The organism is Morganella sp. GD04133 (assembly GCF_029835375.1).
Lineage (GTDB): Bacteria > Pseudomonadota > Gammaproteobacteria > Enterobacterales > Enterobacteriaceae > Morganella > Morganella morganii_B.
This window is the reverse complement of the sequence record NZ_JAODZS010000008.1, coordinates 1-24217: the sequence shown is the minus strand read 5'-3', so window position 1 is coordinate 24217 and position 24217 is coordinate 1. Positions and strand designations below refer to the sequence as shown.

Annotated in this window: 20 protein-coding genes and 1 riboswitch; of the genes, 14 read left to right on the top strand and 6 right to left on the bottom strand. The window is 54.2% G+C overall.

The features are described 5' to 3' along the window. Positions 1 to 291: 291 nt before the first annotated feature. Complete coding sequence (gene exbB, locus N7387_RS04995; RefSeq protein ID WP_262858991.1) at positions 292 to 1200, top strand: tonB-system energizer ExbB; 909 nt, start codon at positions 292 to 294, stop codon at positions 1198 to 1200. Positions 1201 to 1206: 6 nt separating this feature from the next. Beyond that, positions 1207 to 1629 carry a TonB system transport protein ExbD gene (gene exbD, locus N7387_RS04990; protein ID WP_004237145.1) on the top strand — a complete coding sequence of 141 codons (423 nt, stop codon included), beginning with the start codon at positions 1207 to 1209 and terminating at the stop codon, positions 1627 to 1629. A 30-nt stretch (positions 1630 to 1659) separates the two neighbouring features. On the opposite strand, the gene N7387_RS04985 is transcribed toward exbD, so the two are convergent. Together N7387_RS04985 and N7387_RS04980 are read right to left on the bottom strand one after the other, a co-directional pair. Next, positions 1660 to 2841, bottom strand: coding sequence for a multifunctional CCA addition/repair protein (locus tag N7387_RS04985; protein WP_279797379.1), 1182 nt, complete (start codon positions 2839 to 2841; stop codon positions 1660 to 1662). Between the two features lie 31 nt (positions 2842 to 2872). Beyond that, entirely contained in the window at positions 2873 to 3490 is a 618-nt protein-coding gene (locus N7387_RS04980; RefSeq protein WP_025153810.1) for a TIGR04211 family SH3 domain-containing protein, read from the bottom strand. Positions 3491 to 3718: 228 nt separating this feature from the next. Between N7387_RS04980 and N7387_RS04975 the strand changes: the two genes are divergently transcribed. The 3 genes from N7387_RS04975 (at position 3719) to hldE (ending at position 9081) form a co-directional block, all read left to right on the top strand. Continuing rightward, positions 3719 to 4687: a CYTH domain-containing protein gene (locus N7387_RS04975; protein ID WP_279797376.1), complete on the top strand. Its 969-nt coding sequence runs from the start codon at positions 3719 to 3721 to the stop codon at positions 4685 to 4687. Between the two features lie 46 nt (positions 4688 to 4733). After that, on the top strand, positions 4734 to 7562 hold the full coding sequence (glnE, locus tag N7387_RS04970) for a bifunctional [glutamate--ammonia ligase]-adenylyl-L-tyrosine phosphorylase/[glutamate--ammonia-ligase] adenylyltransferase (RefSeq protein ID WP_279797374.1): 2829 nt from the start codon (positions 4734 to 4736) through the stop codon (positions 7560 to 7562). Positions 7563 to 7653: 91 nt separating this feature from the next. Further along, positions 7654 to 9081: a bifunctional D-glycero-beta-D-manno-heptose-7-phosphate kinase/D-glycero-beta-D-manno-heptose 1-phosphate adenylyltransferase HldE gene (hldE, locus tag N7387_RS04965; protein ID WP_262862660.1), complete on the top strand. Its 1428-nt coding sequence runs from the start codon at positions 7654 to 7656 to the stop codon at positions 9079 to 9081. Positions 9082 to 9127: 46 nt separating this feature from the next. Here the strand turns inward: hldE and N7387_RS04960 are convergent, their stop codons facing one another. Further along, positions 9128 to 9388: an accessory factor UbiK family protein gene (locus tag N7387_RS04960; protein ID WP_262858986.1), complete on the bottom strand. Its 261-nt coding sequence runs from the start codon at positions 9386 to 9388 to the stop codon at positions 9128 to 9130. A gap of 141 nt (positions 9389 to 9529) precedes the next feature. Beyond that, positions 9530 to 9675: riboswitch (FMN riboswitch) on the top strand. 154 nt (positions 9676 to 9829) lie between these two features. On the opposite strand from N7387_RS04960, the gene ribB reads away from it, so the two are divergent. Both ribB and ygiD read left to right on the top strand, forming a co-directional pair. Continuing rightward, the gene (gene ribB, locus N7387_RS04955) at positions 9830 to 10483 is read left to right on the top strand and encodes a 3,4-dihydroxy-2-butanone-4-phosphate synthase (protein ID WP_004237153.1); all 654 of its coding nucleotides are present in this window, start codon (positions 9830 to 9832) and stop codon (positions 10481 to 10483) included. A 186-nt stretch (positions 10484 to 10669) separates the two neighbouring features. Next, positions 10670 to 11449 (top strand): 4,5-DOPA dioxygenase extradiol, encoded by a 780-nt coding sequence (ygiD, locus tag N7387_RS04950; RefSeq protein ID WP_274370539.1) that lies wholly within the window; start codon positions 10670 to 10672, stop codon positions 11447 to 11449. Between the two features lie 76 nt (positions 11450 to 11525). Here ygiD and N7387_RS04945 read toward each other — a convergent pair whose 3' ends face one another. From N7387_RS04945 to tolC, 3 genes are all read right to left on the bottom strand, one after another. Continuing rightward, a complete protein-coding gene (locus N7387_RS04945; protein ID WP_279797363.1) occupies positions 11526 to 12686 on the bottom strand; it encodes a glutathionylspermidine synthase family protein in 1161 nt (386 codons plus the stop codon). A gap of 5 nt (positions 12687 to 12691) precedes the next feature. Then, a complete protein-coding gene (locus N7387_RS04940) occupies positions 12692 to 13357 on the bottom strand; it encodes a DUF1190 family protein (RefSeq protein ID WP_262859039.1) in 666 nt (221 codons plus the stop codon). Positions 13358 to 13670: 313 nt separating this feature from the next. Beyond that, entirely contained in the window at positions 13671 to 15035 is a 1365-nt protein-coding gene (gene tolC / locus N7387_RS04935) for an outer membrane channel protein TolC (protein WP_262882960.1), read from the bottom strand. 219 nt (positions 15036 to 15254) lie between these two features. Between tolC and nudF the strand changes: the two genes are divergently transcribed. The 7 genes from nudF to ftsP all read left to right on the top strand — a co-directional run bounded on the left by nudF (position 15255) and on the right by ftsP (position 24190). Beyond that, positions 15255 to 15893 (top strand): ADP-ribose diphosphatase, encoded by a 639-nt coding sequence (gene nudF, locus N7387_RS04930; protein WP_025153801.1) that lies wholly within the window; start codon positions 15255 to 15257, stop codon positions 15891 to 15893. A 108-nt stretch (positions 15894 to 16001) separates the two neighbouring features. Then, positions 16002 to 16835, top strand: coding sequence for a 3',5'-cyclic-AMP phosphodiesterase (cpdA, locus tag N7387_RS04925; RefSeq protein WP_279797357.1), 834 nt, complete (start codon positions 16002 to 16004; stop codon positions 16833 to 16835). Then, the gene (gene yqiA, locus N7387_RS04920) at positions 16835 to 17413 is read left to right on the top strand and encodes an esterase YqiA (RefSeq protein ID WP_262862664.1); all 579 of its coding nucleotides are present in this window, start codon (positions 16835 to 16837) and stop codon (positions 17411 to 17413) included. The genes cpdA and yqiA overlap by 1 nt, the downstream gene beginning before the upstream one ends. A 95-nt stretch (positions 17414 to 17508) precedes the next feature. Continuing rightward, positions 17509 to 19404 (top strand): DNA topoisomerase IV subunit B, encoded by a 1896-nt coding sequence (gene parE, locus N7387_RS04915; RefSeq protein WP_279797354.1) that lies wholly within the window; start codon positions 17509 to 17511, stop codon positions 19402 to 19404. A 42-nt stretch (positions 19405 to 19446) separates the two neighbouring features. Continuing rightward, positions 19447 to 21708, top strand: a complete 2262-nt coding sequence (gene parC / locus N7387_RS04910) for a DNA topoisomerase IV subunit A (RefSeq protein WP_279797352.1) — start codon at positions 19447 to 19449, stop codon at positions 21706 to 21708. Positions 21709 to 21787: 79 nt separating this feature from the next. Then, on the top strand, positions 21788 to 22534 hold the full coding sequence (locus N7387_RS04905; protein WP_279797351.1) for a 1-acylglycerol-3-phosphate O-acyltransferase: 747 nt from the start codon (positions 21788 to 21790) through the stop codon (positions 22532 to 22534). A gap of 228 nt (positions 22535 to 22762) precedes the next feature. Then, positions 22763 to 24190, top strand: a complete 1428-nt coding sequence (gene ftsP, locus N7387_RS04900; protein WP_262882955.1) for a cell division protein FtsP — start codon at positions 22763 to 22765, stop codon at positions 24188 to 24190. Positions 24191 to 24217: the final 27 nt, after the last annotated feature.

Here is a 24217-nt window from a genome sequence, read left to right as displayed (position 1 = left end):
TTTCTTCCGATTCACTGACGGTATAAAGGGAGGTTGGTGAATCATATCCTGTGTACAGTTCCTGTGCGTTTTATTTGTGGGGACGCCGGGCGGACTGCTGAAAACCCTTAGCATTCTGTGTGGTATTTTCCGCCGGAATCGCATTTTTTTGGTAAACGGTAATGATAATTACTATCAAATTGCTCAGGGTTTGGTATGATCAGCGGGTTTCGTTTTTGGGTAGCGATGAATAACACGATTTATTTTTTGCTGAGAAAGAGTTCATAACAAAAGAGAGTTGAAGGCCAACTGATGCGTAATTTGACCGTTTCTGTGCTATTGGCATTATGTTTAACCGGCAGTGCATTCGCAGACAACACTGCTGCTGTCACACCAGCGACAACAACACCTGTCACCGCGCCGGCAGCAACAGCCGGTCAGCCTGCTCAGACACCGGAACAACCGGCAGCCCCGGTATCTGCAACCGATGTTCCTGTTCAGGAAATCAGTGCTGCACCGGCAGACGGTAACCGTGGCTTTGCGGCGGAATTGTCCGTGATTTCCATGTATCAGGGCGCGGATGTTATCGTTAAAACGGTTATGATCGGCCTTATTATCGCCTCAGTGATTACCTGGTCCATTTTCTTTGCCAAGGGCGCTGATCTTATCGCTTCCCGCCGCCGTATCCGCCGTGAAGCGGCTGCTATCAAAGATGCCCGCTCGCTGGATGAAGCGGCCGCGATTGCCGATACATTCGGGAAAAAGAGCGTCACCCGGATGCTGGTACTTGACGCCGTGACTGAACGGACGGCATCAGAAAAAAGCCGTGATCTGAGTGGTATTAAAGACCGCGTGGCATTCCGCCAGGAGCGTATTGTTGCCGGTGTTGCCCGTCATATGGGGCGCGGTAACGGCTATCTGGCGACTATCGGGGCTATCTCACCGTTTGTCGGTCTGTTTGGTACCGTATGGGGTATCATGAACAGCTTTATCGGTATCGCCCACTCACAGACCACCAACCTCGCGGTGGTCGCGCCCGGGATTGCAGAAGCATTGCTGGCAACGGCACTGGGTCTGGTCGCGGCAATTCCTGCGGTCGTTATCTACAACATCTTTGCCCGTATGATCTCCGCTTACCGTGGTGACCTGGGGGATACCGCAGCACACACTATTTTATGGCTGGGCCGTGATCTCGACCTGGCAGACAGCAAAGCAGGGTAATATCTGATGGCAATGCGTCTTAATGAAGAGTCGGATGACAGCGGCGAATTGCATGAAATTAACGTCACACCGTTTATTGATGTGATGTTGGTTCTGCTGATCATCTTTATGGTGGCTGCGCCGCTGGCGACCGTTGATATTAAAGTGAATCTGCCTGCCTCAACGGCAAAACCACAGCCGCGTCCGGAAAAACCGGTCTTCCTGACGGTGAAAGCGGATAACCAGCTGCTGGTGGGCGAGCAGGAAGTCACGAAAGAAACACTGGCTCAGATCCTGGATCAGACCACGGAATCCAATAAGGAAACCACGATCTTCTTCCAGGCAGATAAAACAGTCGATTATGAAACGCTGATGGGCATTATGGATGCCCTGCGCAAAGCGGGATATCTGAAAGTCGGGTTAGTGGGTATGGAGTCTGCGGAGAAATAATCATCCGCAGCCTGAAATAAAAAAAGCCGTTCATGATGAACGGCTTTTTTGTTGCCACTCCCGGATAGCCTCAGCGCGGCGGCGGGAGAGCTCGGCTTTGATATCCGCGCCTTTAAAACCGGCCTCAATTACCGGTTTGACGGCAACCTGTTGTGCCAGCGTGAAAGTTTCAGTCAGTAATTGTCCCTGCGGATAATCTGCTGTGTCCGGTGCTATCCGGCTGCGGTAATCCGCTTCACAAAGGACAGCCAGTTGTGTGATGCGTTCCGGTTTACGCCAGGCATCCAGTGAATCAAACAGGGTAATGATATCGTCAGCGGTCAGATGACTGATGTTATGAACAGTCCGGTAATGACGGGTGGCAAGCAGAGCCAGATCCCGTGCCGGGTTTGGCACCCGCAGGCGTTCAGACATCTTCTGAATTGCGGCTGTTCCTTCGGCGGTACTGTGACAGCTCAGATAAAGACACAATGCGGCAAAGCGGATGTCGGTGCTGTCTGTCAGAAGTACTGTCCGGCGCAGGAGCGAGGCTGTCAGGATGTCATAACCGGTCTGCCCGTCAGAGGTACAGAACAGGGCTTCCAGCTCCGGAAACAGTACCGCCAGCGTGCCGCAACGCCGCAGTACAGTAAAGTAGATATCCGGACGCGGACTGTTCAGGGCTTTTTCTGTCTCTTTCCAGACCCGTTCCGCCGTCAGATGAGTAAGCTCTCCCTGCTGTGTGATGGCAGACATCAGCCCGAGGGTTTCCGGCGCAATCACAAATCCTTGTGGTGAAAAACGGGCAGCAAAACGTGCCACCCGCAGCACACGCAGCGGATCTTCTGTAAACGCGGCAGAAACATGACGGAGTACCCGGTTTTTCAGATCATCCGCCCCGTGATACGGGTCATACAGCGTGCCGTCAGCCGATTGCGCCATGGCATTGATGGTCAGATCCCGGCGCTGTAGATCATCTTCCAGCGTGACATCCGGCGCACTGTAACAGGCAAATCCGGTGTATCCGGCCCCGGTTTTCCGCTCTGTCCGCGCCAGGGCATACTCCTCCCGGGTATCCGGATGGAGAAAAACAGGAAAATCGCGCCCGACCTGCTGAAAGCCGCGCGCCAGCATCATCTCAGGGGTGGCACCGACGACCACCCAGTCTCTGTCCGAGACAGGCAGACCCAGCAGGGCATCGCGGACTGCGCCGCCGACCAGATAAATATCCACACGTTTCTCCGTACTGCGGTTACAGTGAGGCTCAGTTCATCCAGCGATCTTTTTTCTTGCGGCGCGGGATCATGTGCGGCAGCAGCAGACCCAGCAGCAGACCGGCACCGGCTACACCGCCGCCGTACATAAACCATTGCAGGATAATATCGCGCTGTTTGTCATCCAGCTGAACACTGATGGCATCCAGTTTTTTCTTTGCGACCACAACCTGATTACGCAGGCTGTCATTCTCTTTTTTCAGGTTATTAATGATATCATCACTGGCAGCCACACGGTTTTGCATGTCAGCCGTTTTTTCGTTCCAGGTGCCGTCGATATTGGCGAGTTTGCCGCGCAGGGTTTTAATTTCTTCTTCCATCGCCGGAACGCGCTCTTTCAGGCTCGGCGTTGTGCTCAGCAGCTCTTTCGGTAACCAGACATCGCGGTTTTTACTGTCACGGACACGGACAAAACCGCTCTCATTATTCACATCAAGAACGGTGACTTTTTCACCGGAATTGAGTGAACCGGCAATGCGGTAACGGTTGCTCGGGCCGCTGTGAACATAGGTGGAGAGGTCATCAGAGACATAACGGATTTCTTCAGCATGGGCGGTAATGCTGACGGTTGCTGCAAACAGCAAAGGGAGTAAGGCGAGTTTTTTCATCGTCATAAGCTTTATCAATCGTTGGTTATGAATAGCATACTAATGAGTTAAGTGTGCGGGTGCAAACGGTAAACAGCCATGAGATTACTCTTAACAACGGAATAAATGACGGGATAAAGTGGATAAACAGCGAAAAATCCGGCTGTTTATAACAAATGAGTGTCATCTTTATCACGAATGCAGGGTCAGACTGACGATAAATAACGGGATAAGATTACGGGAATGTCTATGAGCGATTACGAAACAGAACTGAAATTTGCGGTAAAACCGGAAGCCATCACGGCGGTGATCACTGCGCTGACCACCTTCCCTCATCAGCATTTCCGTGCTGTCCGCCTGACCAACAGCTATTTTGAAACAGCTGACGACACACTGCGGCAGTGGGACATGGGACTGCGGATCCGGGGGTGTGATACCGAATATGAAATGACCCTGAAAACTGCCGGAAACGATATCGGCGGATTGCATCAGCGACCTGAATATAATATCCCGCTCTCCCGTCCGGAACTGGATTTATCAGCACTGCCTGCTGACGTCTGGCCGCCGGAAACGGATGTCGCGGCGCTGCAATCATCACTGCGCGCCCGTTTTACCACCGATTTCGCCCGTGAAAAGTGGCTGCTGACAGTCAATCACAGTGTGGTGGAAGCGGTGCTGGATCAGGGCAGTGTGGTTGCCGGAGAGGCAGAAAGCCCTATCTGTGAATTTGAGATGGAGCTGAAAGAGGGCACCGCCGCTGATTTGCTGACAGCAGCCAAAGCCCTGGCGGAATTACCGGGGCTGCGCCTGGCCGGGCGCAGCAAAGCGGCGCGCGGTTACTGGCTGGCTCAGGGAGCACCGGTACCGGCACTGCCTGAGCTGTTCACAGAGTGGGATCCGCAGACTCCGCTGACGGATGTGGTTGTCCGTCTGATCAAACAGTGGCAGAGCCTGGAAGAAGCCTGGTTGCTGGATGCGGACGGTGCATTACCGGCATTGCGGCAAACCCTTTCTCTGCTGCTGACACTGGCGGACAACTATCCCGGTGCAGTGCCTGATTTTGTCCGCGACTGCCCGCTGCCGGAGGTGACGGCGGCACTGGCGGAAGCGGATGCAAAATCTGCGGATGTCTGTTTCAGTCCGGTATGGTTGCAGTGTAAACTGGCTTTCACGCAATGGGTTTTCGCACTGTGGATGGCGGCTCCTGCCATGCCGTAACCGGGTGTTGAGCTGTTATGTGAATCTGATAACAAAAGGAACATTGATGCTGCCGCTGACCCCGATACTCCGGCAAGCCGCTGAGCGGGTAACCGCCCGGCTTGATACCGGACTGGTGTCGTATTCTGAACAGGAAGCGCTGATTTTTGCCGGCAGTGATTTTGTGGCGGAGCAATGTATCCGCCATCCGGACTGGCTCTCCGTCCTCCGCAATACCCCACCGCAGCCGGATGAATGGCAGGATTATGCCACCCGGCTGACAGAGATGATGGCGGATGCCGCACAGGAAGAGGATGTGATGCGGGTGCTGCGCCTGTTCCGTTATCAGATGCTGATGCGCATTGCCGTCATGCAAATCCTGCGCCGGAGCACGACAGAAGAGACGCTGCGCCAGCTCAGTGAACTGGCGGAAGTGCTGATTATCGCCGCCCGTGACTGGCTTTATCAGCGCTGTTGTGCAGATTGGGGCACGCCCTGTTCGGCAGACGGCAGCGCGATGCCGCTGCTGATCCTCGGTATGGGAAAACTGGGTGGCGGCGAACTGAATTTTTCCTCCGATATTGATCTCATTTTTGCTTATCCGGAAAACGGTGTCACACAGGGAGGACGCCGTGAGCTGGAAAATGCGCAGTTCTTTACCCGCCTGGGACAAAAAATTATCAGAATGCTGGATCACGCCACGGCGGACGGTTTTGTCTACCGCGTGGATATGCGCCTGCGGCCGTTCGGTGACAGCGGACCGCTGGTGTTCAGTTTCTCCGCTCTGGAGGATTATTATCAGGAGCAGGGCCGTGACTGGGAGCGCTATGCGATGGTCAAAGCGCGCATTCTCGGTCGTGATGATTCTGCTTACAGTGAAACACTGCGCCGGATGCTGCGTCCGTTTGTCTACCGCCGTTATATCGATTTCAGTGTGATCCAGTCCCTGCGCAATATGAAAGGCATGATTGGCCGCGAAGTCCGGCGGCGCGGGCTGACCAACAATATCAAGCTCGGTGCCGGGGGCATCCGGGAAGTGGAGTTTATCACCCAGGTCTTTCAGCTGATCCGCGGCGGGCGTGAACCGGGATTACAGACACAATCCCTGCATGCGGCGCTGGCGGAAATTGCCCGTCTGGGGCTGCTCGGTGAGGAGCAGGTTGCGCAGTTGCTGGATGCTTACGCGTATCTGCGGCGGCTGGAAAATCTGCTGCAGGCGATTAATGACAGCCAGACACAGACGCTGCCGGACTCACCGCTGGATCAGGCACGGCTGGCTCAGGGGATGGATGCAGCCTCGTGGGCGGATCTGGAAACGGTGCTGAACAGTAAAATGGCAGCAGTACACCAGATTTTTACCGATCTTATCGGCGAGGATGATGAGGAAAGTGACGATGAAACCGCGTTACAGCCGTTTATCTCGCTGTGGGAGAGTGAGCCGGAACTGACCGATATCACTTCTCTGTTTTCCCTGAATGAGGACGATGCCGCGCAGTTTCTGACCGGTTTACAGGGATTCCGTCAGGATCTCGGTAAGCGGACCATCGGGCCGCGCGGGCGGGATGTGCTCGATCAGCTGTTGCCCAAACTGCTGGCGAAACTGGCGCCGCAGCCGGATGTGCAACGGGTGTTACAACGTCTGACGCCGCTGCTGCTCAGTATTGTCAGCCGGACAACCTATCTGGAGCTGCTGCTGGAATCCGATGTGGTACTGACCCATGTGGTGCGGCTGTGTGCGGCATCCCCGATGATTGCGGTACAGCTGGCGCGCCATCCGCTGCTGCTGGATGAACTGCTGGATCCGGCTTCACTTTATCAGCCGCTGCCGCTGAATGCGTACCGTGATGAGTTACGCCAGTATCTGATGCGGGTTCCGGAGGACGATGAGGAGCAACAGCTTGAGGCACTGCGTCAGTTTAAGCAGGCGCAGTTGCTGCGGATTGCGGCAGAGGATATCACCGGTGTGCTGCCGGTGATGAAGGTGAGTGATCACCTTACCTGGCTGGCAGAAGCGATGATCGGCGCTGTGGTGCAGCAGGCGTGGGGGCAGATGGTCAGACGTTACGGCGAACCTGCGCATCTGACCCGCGACGGGGATAAAGGTTTTGCGGTGATCGGTTACGGCAAGCTGGGCGGCTGGGAACTGGGTTACAGCTCTGATCTTGACCTGGTGTTCCTGCTGGATTGCCCGGAAGGCACACAAACCACCGGCCCGCGTGAAATTGACGCGCGGCAGTTCTATCTGCGGCTGGCGCAGCGCATTATGCATCTGTTCAGTACCCGTACCTCATCCGGCGTGCTGTATGAGGTGGACGCCCGCCTGCGTCCGTCCGGGGAGGCCGGGATGCTGGTCAGCACTTTGGAGGCGTTTGCAGATTACCAGCAAAACAGTGCCTGGACATGGGAACATCAGGCGCTGATCCGCGCCCGTCAGGTGTATGGTGATGAGGCGATTGCCGCCCGTTTTGACGGTATCCGCCGTGATATTCTGTGTCGTCAGCGTGATAACGCACAGCTGAAACAGGATGTCCGTGAGATGCGTGAAAAAATGTATCAGCATCTCGGCAGCCGTGACGACAGTGTGTTTAACATCAAAACCGATCCGGGCGGGATCACGGATATTGAATTTATCGCCCAGTATCTGGTACTGCGTTTTGCGCCGGAAAATAAAGCGCTGATCCGCTGGTCTGATAATGTCCGGATTTTTGAACTGATGGCAAACTATGATGTGATGCCGGAAGAGGAGTCACTGCGGCTGACTGCGGCCTATATTATGATGCGCGACAGGTTGCATCATCTTTCTTTGCAGGATAAATCCGGTGTGGTGCCGCTGACGGAATTTGCCGCTGAGCGCGAATTTGTCCGCGCACGCTGGCAGCACTGGCTCGGGGAATAAGCACCGGCTGCTGCACGCGGATTTTCTGTCCGGCGGCCGGTTTGTGATATTATCGGCAATAATTTCGTTATTCAATAAGGTGGAGCAGGGAATGAAAGTAACACTCCCGGATTTTCAGAATGCCGCAGTTTTAGTCGTCGGTGATGTGATGTTAGACCGTTACTGGCACGGGCCGACCAGCCGGATCTCCCCGGAAGCCCCGGTACCGGTGGTGAAAGTCACTGAAATTGAAGAGCGTCCCGGCGGCGCGGCAAACGTGGCCATGAATATTGCGTCTCTGGGCGCAAATTCCCGCCTCGTGGGTCTGACCGGTATTGATGACGCCGCCCGCGCACTGACCGAGCGCCTGAATGATGTGAAAGTCCGCTGTGATTTTGTCGGCCTGCCGACACACCCGACGATTACCAAGCTGCGCGTATTATCCCGCAGTCAGCAGCTGATCCGCCTGGATTTTGAAGAAGGTTTTTCGGATGTCGATCCGCAGCCGATGCTTGAGCGTATCGCACAGGCACTGCCGCATATCGGTGCGCTGGTGCTGTCTGATTATGCCAAAGGCGCACTGGCGCATGTGGAAGAGATGATCGCACTGGCCCGTAAATCCGGCGTGCCGATCCTGATCGACCCGAAAGGCACCGATTTCGCCCGTTATCGTGGTGCCACCCTGCTGACGCCGAATATGTCTGAGTTTGAGGCCGTAGCCGGGAAATGCACTGATAATGCCGATATCGAAGAAAAAGGGCTGAACGTTATCCGTGATTTCGATTTGCAGGCACTGCTGGTGACCCGCTCCGAGCAGGGCATGAGCCTGCTGCGTCCGGGACAGCCTGCCCTGCATCTGCCGACACAGGCGCAGGAAGTGTTTGATGTGACCGGTGCCGGGGACACGGTAATCGGTGTGCTGGCAACCTCGCTGGCTGCCGGGAAAACCCTGGATGAATCCTGCGCGCTGGCCAATGCCGCTGCAGGCGTTGTGGTCGGTAAGCTGGGGACATCCACCGTATCACCGGTTGAGCTGGAAAATGCTGTGCGCGGCCGCAGTGATAACGGCTTTGGTGTGATGACTGAAGCAGAACTGCATCAGGCGGTGGCGGATGCCCGTCAGCGCGGCGAGAAAGTGGTGATGACCAACGGCTGTTTCGACATTCTGCACGCCGGGCACGTCTCTTACCTTGCCAATGCGCGCAAACTGGGGGATCGCCTGATTGTGGCAGTGAACAGTGATGCTTCCACCAAACGTCTGAAAGGCGAAAGCCGTCCGGTTAACCCGCTGGATCAGCGGATGATTGTGCTCGGCGCGCTGGGTGCAGTGGACTGGGTGGTGCCGTTTGAGGAAGATACGCCGCAGCGTCTGATTGCTTCTGTTCTGCCTGATGTGCTGGTGAAGGGCGGGGATTATCGTCCGGAGGAGATTGCCGGCAGTGAGGAAGTGTGGGCAGCAGGCGGGGAAGTGAAAGTCCTCAATTTTGAGGATGGCATTTCCACCACCAATATCATCAATACGATCAATAAATCAAAGTAACCGGCTGATTATGCAGGAGATACGCACGGCGTATCTCCTGTTGTCATTACTCGCCGCCTTTTTCCGCCAGGCGCGCTTCCAGCTCTGTCAGACGTTTTTCCATCTGCGACAGTTTTTCGCGGGTGCGCAGCAGCACCTGAGTCTGCACATCAAACTCTTCGCGGTTGACTAAATCCAGTTTGCCGAGCTGTGACTGTAAAATGGCACGCATCTTTTTATCGATATCCGCTCCGATCTCCCGCACACCTTTCGGCAGCGCGCTTTGCAGCTGTGTGGCAATCTGTTCAATTTTTTTCGGGTCAATCATGAGTTTTCCTTTCTGAGCCGGAGGATCGTTATGCCGCAAATAGTAACCTGTTACGGGATTCTGAACCAGTCTGAGTTCTCATTTTGAGCCCCCGGTAAAAATAACCACTGGCTGAGATGATTTATCGGGGGTATAGTGATCACGCTATCTCAGGGCGGGGTGAAAGTCCCCACCGGCGGTAAACATTCCATTGCGAATGAAGCCCGCGAGCGCTTCACCCAGGTGAAGGTCAGCAGATCCGGTGTAATTCCGGGGCCGACGGTTATAGTCCGGATGGGAGAGAGTCAGCATCAGCCGGGCAATATCTGCCCGTCCGATCGCATATCATCAATTATCTGTGCGGGTGACAGCCTGCTGCGGCATGATGTTATGATATGTATGCAACTCCTAAGATGCCCTGGTTCTGGTAATCATTTTTAATTACGATGAGGTTTATTTACCATGAATCAGACGCTGTTATCAGATTACGGCAATCCGATTGAACGTGCAGAACGTGCCATTGAAGCTATCCGTCAGGGACGGGGTGTGATGGTACTCGATGATGAAAACCGCGAAAACGAAGGCGACATGGTGTTCGCCGCCGAAACCATCACCGTTGAGCAGATGGCACTGACCATCCGCCACGGCAGCGGTATTGTGTGCCTGTGCCTGACTGACGAACGCCGTCAGCAGCTTGAGCTGCCGATGATGGTGGAGAACAACTCCAGCCAGTTCAAAACCGGCTTTACCGTCACGATTGAAGCCGCTCACGGTGTGACCACCGGGGTGTCTGCGGCTGACCGCGTCACCACCATCCGCGCTGCGGTGGCCGATGGCGCTGTTCCGGCGGATCTGAACCGTCCCGGTCATGTATTCCCGCTGCGTGCGCAGAACGGTGGTGTGTTAACCCGCCGCGGTCATACCGAAGCCTCTGTTGACCTGGCGACACTCGCCGGTCTGAAGCCGTACGGTGTGCTGTGTGAACTGACCAACGATGACGGCTCAATGGCCCGCGCACCGGAAGTCATTGTGTTTGCAAAAGCCCATGATATGCCGGTTGTGACGATTGATGATCTGGTACAGTACCGCGAACAGTTAATGGCGAAAGCGGGCTGAAATCACTGACAGGGTCAGTAACTGAACAAGACTGAAATCCTGAGAATGCCGCTGCTGACACAGCGGCATTTTTGTCTCCGCTCTCCCGTCATATTTTTTGAATAACTCCATCATGATTACCCTGCGTGATAAATCCCGGAATGGCATACACTGATCTCAGTGAACAATTTTTGTGTGAGGTCAGCAATGAAACGATTACCGGCTCTGTTTGCGGGTCACGGCAGCCCGATGAATGTCCTGGAAACCAACCGTTATACCGAAACCTGGCGGCAGCTGGGAGAGCAGATGCCGCGTCCGTCCGCTATTCTGGTGATTTCCGCGCACTGGTATACGCAGGGTGCATGGCTGACATCTGCCGCACACCCGCGTACCATCCACGATTTTCGCGGTTTTCCGCCTGCGCTGCATGAAACTGAATATCCGGCTCCCGGATCCTCAGCGCTGGTGGCACGGGTAAAAGATCTGCTCAGTGATGATAATATCGGTGAAGATCACGGCGAGTGGGGGTTAGATCACGGCAGCTGGGGGATCTTAGTGAAAATGTACCCGGATGCGGATATCCCGGTGGTGCAGCTCAGCCTCGACGGCAGCAAACCGGCACAGTGGCATTATGATACCGGCCGTAAGCTGGCGTCACTGCGTGATGAAGGTGTGCTGGTGCTCGGCAGCGGTAATGTGGTGCATAATTTGCGTGAGATGGACTGGCAAAATGCACAGGCGGAGCCGTATCCGTGGGCTGTGAGTTTTAATAATTTTGTGCGTGATAATCTGGAGAGCGACACCCGGCCGCATCCGCTGGTGAATGCACTTGAGCGCGAAGACGGCAAACGGTCGAATCCGTCGCCGGAGCACTATCTGCCGCTGCTCTATATTCTCGGTATGCGGCAGGGCAGTGAGCCTGTCACCGTGCCGGTGGATGGCATTGAATCCGGTTCACTGAGTATGCTGACGGTGAAAGTCGGCTGACGATGTCTTTTCGTTATAAAAAATCCCCGCGATACCGGATATCGCGGGGATTTTTGTATCAGCCAGAGACTATTCGTCAGTCAATAATGACATGCGGATAGAAACGGGAGAGATCCTGGGTGATAAGCTCTTTATCTTCACGGATGCAGATCCCGGCAGATTCATCATTCACCAGCCAGCTGCCCACGAGGGTATAGCTGTCGCCGAATTTCGGCAGGGGATGGAACTGCTGGACAATCATACCTTCTTCACCGTAAGGGCCATCCGCGGCAGCAATTTCTTTGCCGTTTTCGATAATACGGATATTGGCACCTTCGCGGGAAAACAGCGGCTTGATGACGTAGCTCTCCATTTCCGGATACGGTTTATCCGCAAAATAGGCCGGCAGCAGGTTCGGGTGATCCGGGAACATTTCCCACAGCACCGGCAGCAGGGCTTTGTTGGAGATGATGCTCTTCCAGGCCGGTTCCAGCCAGCGTACACCGGCATCTGCCAGCTTGGTGGAGAAAATCTCCCGCATCATAAATTCCCACGGATAGAGTTTAAACATATTGCTGATAACCTGATCCTGAAGATCAGTAAACTCACCGCGATCGCCCAGCCCGATATCTTCAATAAACAGAAAATCAGTGGTGATACCGGCTTCCTGTGCGCAGTCCTGTAAATACTGGATAGTGCCGCGATCTTCCACGGAATCCTGACAGCAGGCCATGTGCAGATAACGGAACCCGTACTCTTCCGCCAGCACCCCGAAACGCTCAATCAGCTTTTCCTGGATGGCATTGAACTGATCGGCATTTTCCGGCAGGTTACCGGCGGCAATCTGGTCTTCCAGCCAGATCCACTGGAAGAAAGCGGATTCATACAGTGATGTCGGCGTATCCGCATTGTTTTCCAGTAATTTCGGCGGGTTAACGCCGTCATAGGCCAGATCCAGACGTGAATAAAGTGACGGCTGGCGGGTTGCCCATGACTCACGCACGAAATCCCAACAGTGTTTCGGGATTTGGAAACGGGTCATCAGCTCGTCACTTTGTGTGACCTTATCCACCACCTGAAGACACATCTGATGCAGTTCGTTGGTCACTTCCTCGATTTCATCGATTTGTGCCAGAGTGAACTGATAACAGGCATCTTCTGACCAGTACGGCTCGTCGTACATGGTATGAAAATGAAAGCCGAATTCCTCGGCTTTCCCGCGCCAGTCAGGGCGCTCGTTAATCGCTGTACGTTTCATGTAAATCAGCCGCCCATTGAACGGGAGGATGAGCTGCTGCCGGATGAGCGCTGCATGGTGTTCTGTTTCGCCACGCTGTCACCGAAGCCACCGCGTGTAGTGGTGGTTGTGGTGGCCGGTTTTGGTGCCATGGCGGTTTTCGGTACCGTCATGGAGCGCCCGCCGGTGGCAGAGCCGTAGTTCTTGCCGGTGGCATCAACAAATTTACCGTTGGCCGGGCTTGCCGGGTTACGGGACGTGAACAGCGGCTGAGAGTTTGCGGCACCGCCACCCATCATACGGCCCATCATATAACCGGCCATCAGCGGCATCCAGAAGCTGCCGGAGGCCTGGGCAGGCTGCTGCTGGCTGTTGTTTGCCAGTTCTGTTGGTGCCTGGGTACACTGGGCTTCACCGAATTCCGCCACACAATCTTCGCGGGTGGCATATTTCGGTGCGGTTTTTGCCGCCTCTTCCAGTGCGTTGTTATAAGCGGTGGTACATTCACCGGCCTGTGACGGGTTCGCGGCGGAGCACTGCTCTGCGGTGGTGTAGAGCGCAACGGTTTCATCGGCTTCATCGCAGGCGGTTAACATCAGAACAGCGCCGACAGCAGCCGCAACAGGTGCCAGGCGATACTGACGCCAGGTTTTGCGGAAAGCATCGCGGTTAATATTTTTGGTGCGTTTCATTGTCATCGTCGTTATATCCGGAAACGGTTTTATGGGGAGGTAATATCTGTCTAGGATAGGGGAAAATTGTGTTAAATTAAAGTAATAATCGGATTTTTGCGTCTGACGTCAATTAAATCAGATTAACAGAAAAAAAAGATACCGGTATGGCGGTATTTTTACGGATAAAGTACACATTACGGGGGTAATTATATTGCGGTTTCCGGTATATAACCTGATATTTAACTGCCCGGCAGAAGGATTATCCGTAAAAATAGCAAAAACATAAAAAAAACCGCCGAAGGCGGGTTTTTTTATCATCACAATACGAAAATCAGCGGGTGGTCGGTGCCACGGAAGCCGGTGATGTGGAAATGGTTTTACCCAGCACCTGGTTGAGACGCAGGATATCGTCTTCATTCAGTGTACCGCGTGCCTGACCGATATAAAGCTGGTTAATCAGATAGTCATAACGGGCATTGGACAGGCTTTTCTTCGCTTCATACAGGGTAGTGGTGGCGTTCAGCACATCCACAATCGTACGGGTACCCACCTGATAACCGGCTTCGGTTGCATTGAGTGAGCTTTCCGCCGAGGTCACAACCTGTTTGTAGGCGTTCACGCTGCTGATTGAGGCGTTGATATTGTTGTAAGAAGAGCGGGTGGTCTGCACCACCTGACGGAGTGTCGCTTCCAGCTTTTCACTGGCGGCGGTATAGCCGTACTGAGCCTGATCAACCTGTGATGAGACGTTGCCGCCGGTGTACAGCGGGATACTGACGTTCACACCGATGGAGCTCTGGCCGGCGTAGCTGTTATCCGGACGGCCATTAGGGTAGCCGCTGCCGCTGTAGTCTGTGTTGGTAACCCCGGTACTGGCAGTCAGACCTACCGTCGGATAGTGACCGGATTCTGCCAGGCTGATTTGCTCTTTCGCCAGATTACGGCTCAGTGTGGCGCTCAGCAGATTCAGGTTACGTTCCTGTGCTTCTTTCAGCAGGGCTTCGATGGCATCCGGGGCATTGGTTTTAAAGCGGTTAACATCCAGAGAGGCTAATTCGCTGTAATAAATACCGCTCACCTGACGCAGCACTTCAATGGCGTTTTCGACATCGTTACGGCCTGCCACTTCCTGAGCCAGAACACTGTCGTAGTTAGCACGGGCGTTCTGTACGTCAGTAATGGCGACCAGGCCAACATTGAAACGCTGAGTGGTCTGATCCAGCTGACGGTAGACGGCTTCTTTCTGTGCCTGTACGAAGGACAGGGTATCCAGCGCGCGCAGAACATTAAAGTAAGCAACGGCGGTATCGACAATCAGCTGCTGTTGTGCGCTCTGGAATGTGATGTCACTGATCCCGGCAGTTTGTTCCTGCAGGTTCAGCTGACGCCATTTGCTCATATCAAAAATCGTCTGAGTCAGTCCCAGCTGTGCATTCAGTGCATTATTACGTTGATTACTGTTATCACGGTAACCACTGTTATAATTATAACCCCCGCTTAAACCTAACTGCGGCAGTAACGGACTGCGGGCTTCGTTAATTTTTTCAAACGCCTGGTTACGTTCAGCCTGAGTCTGACGGAGGGTCGGGTTGGTCTCTTTCGCTTTTTGATAAACCTGCAGGAGGTCTTCAGCCTGGGTGACAGAGCTGAAACCTGCCACACTCACAGCAATGAGAAGAGAAAGCAGTTTCTTCATTAGGATTCCTTTTTGCACAGCGCTAATCTGTCAGTTGCCTCACGGGAAGCACCAAATGGCTTTAATTCTAGCAGAGTCCGCTCGCTAATAAAGGTAGCCGTTTGTGCCTTCCGGGTTAAATTAGCTTAACTTTACCTCAACGGGATGAAAATTTCTTTATCTCAGCAGAGGAAAAAGGTCATTATCACTGATAATTGATATATTGGCGGAGAAAATAGTATGAAACGCACATCCGGATTGCCTTTTGCGTTCAGCAGCGATGACGTGGAGATAATCAGTCAGAAAACCCTGTTTTCAGGATTTTTTAAGATTAATGAATACCGTTTCCGTCACCGGTTATTTGAGGGCGGCTGGAGCCCGGAAATCCGCCGCGAAGTATTCGAACGGGGAAATGCCGGCGTTATTTTGCCGTATGACCCGGTTCGTGATGAAGTTGTACTGATTGAACAGATTCGTCTGCCCGCCATTGAAAGCAGTCAGACCCCCTGGCTGCTGGAAGCGGTGGCCGGGATGATCGATAAAAGCGGGGAATCCGCTGAAGATGTGGTGCGGCGTGAGGCGGAAGAGGAAGCGGGGCTGAAAATCGGCCGCTGCACCTTCGCACTGAGCTATCTTTCAAGCCCGGGCGGGACATCCGAGCGGATGTATGTGTATATCGGCGAGGCGGATACCGCGGCGGCAGGCGGGGTTCACGGGCTGGCGCAGGAGAATGAAGACATCCGTGTTCATGTGGTCAGCCGTGAGCAGGCGTATGAATGGGTTGAAAAAGGTGTGATCGACAACGCAGCAACTGTCATTGCAATTCAGTGGCTTACACTGCACTATGAACGTATACGCACAACATGGCGGGATAAATAATCCGGATTTTTTTATACGCAACCGGGGAATTGTGTGCGGGATTGCAGATCTTCTTCGCCGAAACACGTTATCATTATATGTTAGTTATTAAAATAACAAGGACATCGATTGGAAACCCCGTTGCACTTGCCCGTGGCTGACGGCGCTGCGGTCCGAATTTTACAGATTACCGATACGCATCTTTTTGCCGGTGAAACAGACACGCTGCTGGGCATTAATACTCTGCACAGTTACCACGCCGTGCTGGATGCTATCGTAAAACAGCAGTTACCGGCTGACCTGATTGTGGCCACCGGTGATCTGGTTCAGGACCAGAGCACCCGGGCCTATCAGCGGTTTACGGACGGTATTGCCCGTTTACCGGCGCCGTGTGTCTGGCTGCCGGGGAATCACGATTATCAGCCGTCGATGGCACAGGAACTGGCCGCCGCCGGTATCTCCTCCTCCAAGCAGGTGCTGATCGGGGAGCAGTGGCAGATCCTGCTGCTCGACAGCCAGGTTCAGGGCGTGCCGCACGGCGAACTGAGTGATGACCAGCTTATCTGGCTGGATAACTGCCTGGCGCAGCAGCCTGACCGCCATACCGTTGTGATGCTGCATCACCATCCGCTGGCATCCGGCTGTACCTGGCTTGATCAGCACAGTCTGCGCAACTCCCATATGCTGGCGGAGGTTCTGACCCGTTATCAGAATATTGAAGGCATTTTGTGCGGACATATTCACCAGGATATGGATGTGATGTGGAATGGCATCCGTATGCTGGCCACGCCATCAACCTGTGTCCAGTTTAAACCGCACTGTACTAATTTTACGCTGGATACCGCCGCGCCGGGCTGGCGTTATCTGGAACTGACCACCGGTGATAGTCCGTCGCTGACGACACAGCTGTTCCGGCTCGATACGGATGAATTCAGCCCCGACCTGGGTTCGGACGGTTACTGATGGCAACGCTCCTTTATCTGCACGGCTTCAACAGTTCCCCGCTGTCAGAAAAAGGGACGATGCTGAAAGCGTGGCTGGCAGAGCACCATCCGGCGATCCGGATGTTACAGCCGCAGATCCCCTGCTATCCGGATGACGCCGCACTGTTTCTGGAAGATCTGATGAACTCGCTGGCCGGTGAGAATACCGGCATTGTCGGGTCGTCGCTGGGCGGGTATTTTGCCCTCTGGCTGTCACAGGCGTTTGATGTCCCTGCGGTGGTGGTCAATCCGGCGGTGTATCCGTTTGATTTACTTCAGGACTACCTCGGGGAGAATGAAAACCCCTATACCGGCGAGCGTTATACCCTCGAACCGCACCATATGCAGGATTTACGGGCGATCTTTACCGATCCCGTTGAATCACCGGATTTGATCTGGTTATTGCAGCAGACCGGTGATGAAGTGCTGGATTACCGTCAGGCGGTCACCCATCTGGTGGCATGCAAACAGACGATTGAATCCGGCGGAAACCACGCATTTACCGGATTTCAGCGCTATTTTCCGCAGATAATTGAGTTCCTCGGCCTCGGCCATTAATGAAAAATCGTATTTAAATTTATCCGGGACTGGTATTATCGCCAGTATCATTCACGTATTTTGTTTATTTTTTAGCGAAAAACCGATAATCCAACATGACGCAATCATCTTATAACGCAGAGGATATTGAAGTCCTCAGTGGTTTGGAGCCTGTCCGCCGCCGTCCGGGTATGTACACGGACACGATGCGGCCGAATCACCTTGCTCAGGAAGTTATCGACAACAGCGTCGATGAAGCTTTAGCCGGTCACGCTAAATCTGTCGAAGTCATTTTGCATAAAGATCAGTCTGTTGAAGTGATTGACAACGGGCGCGGGATGCCGGTGGATATGCACCCGGAAGAAAAAGTCTCTGCGGTCGAACTGATCATGACCCGCCTGCATGCCGGAGGGAAGTTCTCCAATAAAAACTATCAGTTTTCCGGTGGCCTTCACGGGGTAGGTATTTCCGTGGTCAATGCGTTGTCAAAACGCACCGAAGTGACTGTCCGCCGTGACGGACAGGTTTATCAGATTGCCTTTGAAAATGGTGACAAAGTCAGTGAACTGGCTGTCATCGGGCAGTGCGGCAAACGCAACACCGGTACCAGTGTGCATTTCTGGCCGGATGAGCAGTTTTTTGACAGTCCGCGCTTCTCTGTTTCCCGGCTGGTGCATCTGCTGAAAGCCAAAGCGGTGTTGTGCCCGGGGGTTGAGATCCTTTTCAAAGATAATGTGAACGAGACTGAACAGCGCTGGTGCTATCAGGATGGTCTGACCGATTACCTGATGGAAAACGTCAACGGCCTGGTGACCCTGCCGGAAGCGGCGTTTACCGGCAAACATGCCGGGGACAATGAAGAGGTGGACTGGGCGCTGCTGTGGCTGCCGGAAGGCGGCGAACTGCTGACCGAAAGCTACGTCAACCTGATCCCGACCCCGCTGGGCGGTACTCATGCCAATGGCCTGCGTCAGGGGCTGCTTGACGGCATCCGCGAGTTCTGCGAATTCCGTAATATTCTGCCGCGCGGCGTGAAGTTATCCGCTGACGACATCTGGGAGCGCTGTACGTATGTGCTTTCCGTGAAGATGCAGGATCCGCAGTTTGCCGGTCAGACCAAAGAACGTCTGTCATCACGTCAGTGCGCGGCATTTGTCAGCGGCGTGGTGAAGGATGCCTTCAGTCTGTGGCTCAACCAGAATGTGCAGGCTGCGGAACAGCTGGCGGAAATGGCGATTGCCAGCGCCCAGCGCCGTCTGCGGGCCGCGAAAAAAGTGGTGCGCAAAAAACTGACGTCAGGCCCGGCACTGCCGGGAAAACTGGCGGACTGTTCATCCCAGGATCTGAATCAGACCGAACTGTTTCTGGTGGAAGGGGACTCGGCGGGCGGCTCGGCCAAACAGGCACGTGACCGCGAATTCCAGGCCATCATGCCGCTGCGCGGGAAGATACTGAATACCTGGGAAGTGTCGTCTGATGAAGTGCTGGCGTCTCAGGAAGTGCATGATATTTCCGTGGCTATCGGTATCGATCCGGACAGTGACGATTTAAGCACCCTCCGTTACGGCAAAATCTGTATCCTCGCGGATGCAGACTCGGACGGGCTGCATATCGCCACCCTGCTGTGCGCGCTGTTTGTGCGTCACTTCCCGGCGCTGGTGAAAGCCGGTCATGTCTATATGGCTATGCCGCCGCTCTATCGTATCGACCTCGGCAAAGAGGTGCATTACGCCCTCGATGAAAACGAGAAAAATGCGATTCTGGATAAATTAAGCCGCAAGCGCGGCAAACCGAATGTGCAGCGTTTTAAAGGGCTGGGGGAAATGAATCCCAGTCAGTTGCGTGAAACGACCCTGGATCCGAATACCCGGCGTCTGGTACAGCTCACTATCAGTGAGGAAAACTATCAGGAAACGATGTCGGTGATGGATATGCTCCTCGGCAAGAAACGAGCGGAAGACCGCCGTAACTGGTTGCAGGAAAAGGGTGATCGGGTGGAATTGGATGTGTGATGTCACCCCGTGACGGCACAAAAGGTCAGAGGAACAGAGTGAATGAGTGAAATAACTCATGACGGTGTGGAGCGCCAGGCGCTGCATAATTTTACAGAGAATGCCTACCTCAACTATTCCATGTACGTCATCATGGACAGGGCACTCCCTTTTATCGGCGACGGGTTAAAACCGGTTCAGCGGCGTATCGTGTATGCCATGTCTGAACTGGGGTTAAGCAACTCCGCCAAATACAAAAAATCCGCCCGTACTGTCGGTGACGTGCTGGGTAAATACCATCCGCACGGCGACAGCGCCTGTTATGAGGCGATGGTACTGATGGCGCAGCCGTTCTCTTACCGCTACCCGCTGGTGGACGGACAGGGGAACTGGGGGGCACCGGATGATCCGAAATCCTTCGCCGCCATGCGTTATACCGAATCGCGCCTGTCAAAATATGCGGAAGTGCTGCTCAGTGAACTGGGACACGGCACCGCAGACTGGGTGCCGAACTTTGACGGCACGATGCAGGAGCCGAAAATGTTACCGGCGCGCCTGCCGAACATTCTGCTTAACGGTACCACCGGGATCGCAGTCGGTATGGCAACGGATATTCCGCCGCACAACGCCCGTGAAGTAACCGGTGCCCTGCTGGCGCTGATCGACAAGCCGTCTCTGTCCCTCGAAAAGGTGATGGCGTTTATCCCGGGCCCGGATTATCCGACAGAAGCGGAAATCATCACCGGGCCGGAAGATATCCGTAAGATCTACAAATCCGGTCGCGGCTCTGTGCGTATGCGCGCCGTGTGGACAATTGAGGACGGTAATGCGGTGATCACCGCATTGCCGCACCAGGTTTCCGGCGCGAAAGTGCTGGAGCAGATAGCGGCACAGATGCGGGCGAAAAAACTGCCGATGGTGGAAGATCTGCGCGATGAGTCGGATCACGAAAACCCGACCCGTCTGGTGGTTGTACCGCGCAGTAACCGGATCGATCTTGATCAGGTGATGACTCACCTGTTTGCGACCACGGATCTGGAAAGAAGCTACCGCATCAACCTGAATATGATCGGCCTGGACGGACGTCCTGCGGTTAAAGGGCTGGTTGAGATCCTTAATGAGTGGCTGGTTTACCGCCGCGAAACGGTGCGCCGCCGCCTGAATCACCGGCTGGAAAAAGTGCTGCGCCGTCTGCATATTCTCGATGGTTTGCTGCTCGCGTATCTCAACATTGATGAAGTGATTGACATCATCCGTTCGGAAGATGAGCCGAAACCGGTTCTGATGGATCGCTTCGGGCTGAGCGATACTCAGGCGGAAGCCATCCTCGAACTGAAATTACGCCATTTAGCCAAACTCGAAGAGATGAAAATCCGCGGCGAGCAGGATGAGCTGGCGAAAGAGCGTGATAAATTACAGGCAATCCTCGGCTCTGAGCGTCGTATGAACACGCTGCTGAAAAAAGAGCTTGAGGAAGACGCCAGACAGTACGGTGACGATCGCCGCTCCCCGCTCAATGAGCGCGAAGAGGCGAAAGCCATGAGCGACCATGACATTCTGCCGTCCGAGCCGCTGACCGTTGTGCTGTCACAGATGGGCTGGGTGCGCAGCGCCAAAGGCCATGATATCGACCCGTCCGGTATGAACTACAAAGCGGGTGATGCGTTCCTCGGTGCGGCACGGGGTAAAAGTAATCAGCCGGTGGTATTCCTTGATTCCACCGGGCGCAGTTACTCGCTCGATCCGCTGGAACTGCCGGGGGCGCGTGGTCAGGGCGAGCCGCTGACCGGCAAGCTGACACCGCCGCCGGGAGCTGTGTTTGAACAGGTGCTGATGAATGATGAAAATCAGAAGTACCTGATGGCCTCGGATGCCGGTTACGGCTTTATCTGTACCTTCAGTGACCTGGTCGCGAAAAACAAAGCCGGGAAAGTGCTGATCACGCTGCCGGATAACGCAAAAGTCATGACACCGATTGAGGTGAATGATGAGGAGAACGATCTCCTGCTGGCAGTATCGCAGGAAGGGCGGATGCTGCTGTTCCCTGTCGGTGACCTGCCGCAGTTGTCAAAAGGGAAGGGGAATAAGATTATCTCCATTACCTCTGCGGCGGCGGCGGCCGGGGAAGACGGCCTGGCACATCTGTTTGTGATCCGCCCGGATGCCAGTGTGACACTGCATTTCGGCAAGCGTAAACTGACGCTGCGTCCGGAAGAGCTGCAAAAATTCCGTGCTGAGCGCGGACGCCGCGGTACGGCGCTGCCGCGCGGCATGCAGAAGAAGATCGAACGGATTGATATTTCTGAACCGGAGCCGAAGGCGTAATATCCGGTATTAACAGCGATACTATTCACGGGGCAATGATTGCCCCGCTTTTCTTAAAAGGCCATTTTGCGGGGGACGCATGTTAGCCATTTTACGTATTATCATCGTTATTATTTATTGTATTGTCGGCAGCCTGGCCGGTATCCTGATCTGCCTGACCAGCCCGCGTAACCCGAAGCATGTGATGACCTTCGGGCGCATGTACGGCAAGCTTTCTTATGTTTTCGGCATCAAAATGGTGTACCGCATTCCGGAAGAAGCCAAACACTACGGTTCCTGTGTGTATGTGGGTAACCATCAGAACAACTATGACATGATCACCATGTCGAATGCGGTGCAGCCGCGCACGGTGACTGTCGGAAAGCGCAGCCTGATTTGGATCCCGTTTTTCGGGCAGCTGTACTGGATTTCGGGGAATATCCTGATCGACCGGAGCAACCGCAGCAAAGCCCATAACACCATTACCCAGGTGGCGGAGCAGATCAAAAAGCGTAATATCTCTGTCTGGATGTTCCCGGAAGGCACACGCAGCCGCGGTCGCGGTATGCTGCCGTTTAAAACCGGTGCTTTCCATGCAGCAATGGCAGCCGGTGTGCCGGTAGTGCCGGTGTGTGTATCCACCACTCAGGGACGCATCAAACTGAACCGCTGGAATAACGGTGTGGTGATTGTGGATATGCTGCCGCCGGTTGATACCTCAAAATACAGCCGTGAGCAGGTGCGTGAACTGGCCGAAGACTGCCGTCAGATGATGATCAAACGTATCGCGGAGCTGGATAAGGAAGTGATTGAAATGGAAAAACAAAAGGGCCGTAAAGACGCTTAATTTCCGTGACTGTCACGCCCGTTACACAATAGCAGTCTTATTATTTTGCAACTTATCATAGATAAGTTTAGGAATTGCTCTTCATCCGCTATATCATACGCTTAACACTCCGTTGTTAAGCGTATGCCCTTCATGAAAAGATAACACGGATGTCTCTGTCTGCTCACCGGCATACGGGTGTTCGGTACAAATCATAAAAATCATGGAAACGTTTTTTTCGGAGATGCTATGACACTGAGTCGGCGCCGGTTTATTCAAGCATCCGGCTTAGCGGTGTGTTTAGGTTCACTGCCTCTGTCTGTCCGCGCGGCAGATGAGGGCGGCAGTCAGCCGTTACCGGTTCCGCCATTGCTGGAAAGCCGCAACGGACAGCCGTTATTTCTGACGATGCAGCGCACTCACTGGTCATTTAACGGTAAAAATCAGGCCAGTGTCTGGGGTTTTAACGGCCGTTATCTCGGGCCGACTGTGCGTGTCCGTAATGGCGATGATATCAAAATGATTTACAGCAACCGTCTGTCTGAGCCGGTTGCCGTCAATGTCAGCGGGCTGCTGGTACCGGGAACGGTTGCCGGAGGGGCCGCACGCCTGATTTCACCAAATACAGACTGGTCGCCGGTGATCCCGGTGCGCCAGCCGGCTGCAACCTGCTGGTATCATGCCAATACTCCGAACCGGATGGCACCGCACGTTTATCACGGGCTTGCCGGCATGTGGATTGTGGATGATGAGGAAAGCCGTAATCTGCCGCTGCCGAAAGAGTACGGCGTCAATGATTTCCCGCTGATCATTCAGGATAAGCGTCTGGATTCCTTCGGGTCGCCGGAGTACCGCACGGAAGATAACGGTATGTTTATCGGTGACCGGCTGATCGTCAACGGTGCGGAAGATCCGTATCTGGAAGTGTCAAAAGGCTGGATCCGGCTGCGCATGGTCAATGCCGCAAACGCCCGGCGCTTTGAACTGAAACTCAGTGACGGTCGTCCGTTCTATATGATCGCTTCCGATCAGGGCCTGCTGCCATCACCGGTGGCGGTTGAGGTGCTGTCCCTGTCGCCGGGCGAACGGCGCGAAGTGCTGATCGATATGTCAAAAACGGAAACACTGACTATCACCGCGGGGGAATCCGCCACGCTGACAGAGCGTTTTAAAAGTCTGTTTGAGACTTCAAATACGCTGGTGAATACCAACGTGCTGACTATCCGCGCAACCGGCCTGATTTCGCTGGTAACGGATAATTTACCGGCCACCCTGATTCAGGATCCGACACAAATCACGACCGGTGTCCGTAACCGCGATGTGTCACTCAGTTTATCACCGCCGGCAATTAACGGCGCGATGTGGGACATGAGCCGTACCGATATCCGCACACAGCAGGGTAACTGGGAGCGCTGGGCTGTCACAACCGATACCCCGCAGCCGTTCCATATCAGCGGTGTGCGTTTTAAGGTGATCAGCCATAACGGTCAGTCACCGCAGCCGCAGGATTACGGCTGGAAAGACACTGTCTGGATTGACGGACGCAGTGAATTACTGGTGCAGATGATGCAGCCGTCGTATTCTCATTTCCCGTTCTTCTATTACAGCCAGTTCCTTGAACAGGCCGACAAAGGTGTTGTCGGGCAACTGGAAATTGAACCCTCTCCGCTGTATTAAAACACCCAAAATAAAAAAACCGCTGAA